This window comes from Photobacterium carnosum (genome assembly GCF_002849605.1).
In the GTDB taxonomy this organism is placed as follows: Bacteria; Pseudomonadota; Gammaproteobacteria; order Enterobacterales; family Vibrionaceae; genus Photobacterium; species Photobacterium carnosum.
Genome location: NZ_NPIB01000065.1, coordinates 1 through 1216 on the forward strand (window position 1 = coordinate 1; position 1216 = coordinate 1216).

The 1216-nt window shown below is 43.2% G+C and carries 4 tRNA genes and 2 rRNA genes; all 6 read right to left on the reverse strand.

What is annotated here, in order from left to right:
- A 23S ribosomal RNA gene (locus CIK00_RS21055) occupies positions 1–225 on the reverse strand; the annotation flags it as partial.
- A 321-nt stretch (positions 226–546) separates the two neighbouring features.
- Positions 547–622 (reverse strand) — tRNA-Ala (locus CIK00_RS21060).
- Between the two features lie 43 nt (positions 623–665).
- Positions 666–741: transfer RNA gene (locus CIK00_RS21065), tRNA-Val, on the reverse strand.
- A 68-nt stretch (positions 742–809) separates the two neighbouring features.
- Positions 810–885, reverse strand: a tRNA-Lys gene (locus CIK00_RS21070).
- A gap of 39 nt (positions 886–924) precedes the next feature.
- Positions 925–1000: transfer RNA gene (locus tag CIK00_RS21075), tRNA-Glu, on the reverse strand.
- A gap of 101 nt (positions 1001–1101) precedes the next feature.
- Positions 1102–1216, reverse strand: a 16S ribosomal RNA gene (locus tag CIK00_RS21080); the annotation flags it as partial.

The following is a 1216-nucleotide window of genomic DNA, read 5'->3' on the forward strand; positions in this document are numbered from 1 at the left end:
TTGATTTCTCTTCCTCGGGGTACTTAGATGTTTCAGTTCCCCCGGTTTGCCTCATTAACCTATGTATTCAGTTAATGATACTTGCTTATGCAAGTGGGTTTCCCCATTCGGAAATCCCAGACTCAAGTGGCTTTTACTGCCTAATCTGGGCTTATCGCAAGTTAATACGTCCTTCATCGCCTCTGACTGCCAAGGCATCCACCGTGTACGCTTAGTCACTTAACCATACAACCCCAAGAGGTCTTGTATGTTCAAACAACCAAGGTTTGCGTTTAATAATCCGATCAAGAAAATATTAAACATTGGTTTTTCGCCGGACTCATTTATTTGTCTTCACTTTAAAAAGTAAAAGCAAACACAGACACTTGAATGTGTATGTTTTGAGAACTCTTTTTTATCCTTCTTTTACAAGAAACAATAAAAACATTTTTTTAAAATTAATCTTTCGATTAAATTTACTAGTCAGCTTTCCAGATTGTTAAAGAGCATGCAATTTTCTATTGAAAACCACTTTTTAATCACACTCTTACGAATGCATTTAGAAAGTGGTGGAGCTATGCGGGATCGAACCGCAGACCTCTTCGCTGCCAGCGAAGCGCTCTCCCAGCTGAGCTATAGCCCCTTAAAGTTTTACTTCTTTAGGAGAAGTTCTCTAAAAGAGAAAGTGGTGGGCGATACCGGGCTCGAACCAGTGACCCCCTCCTTGTAAGGGAGGTGCTCTCCCAACTGAGCTAATCGCCCACGATAGTTGCTATTTGTTATTACTTTAAAAAGTAATCTCAAACTAGCTTTCCTTCGTGGAAAGGAAATGGTGGGTCGTGCAGGATTCGAACCTGCGACCAATTGATTAAAAGTCAACTGCTCTACCAACTGAGCTAACGACCCATTGTCACTATCTCTTTTTTTATAAAAAGAAAAGAGAAGTGGCGTCCCGTAGGGGAGTCGAACCCCTGTTACCGCCGTGAAAGGGCGGTGTCCTAGGCCTCTAGACGAACGGGACAATGTTCATAACGCAAGTTGTTGGGCAACTTACGTCGGCTCTTTTACATTTCGACCAAGCAATCTGTGTGGACACTGCATAAAACAAGTTAAGTCTTTAGGTAAGGAGGTGATCCAGCCCCAGGTTCCCCTAGGGCTACCTTGTTACGACTTCACCCCAGTCATGAACCACACCGTGGTAAACGCCCTCCCGAAGGTTAAGCTATCTACTTCTGGT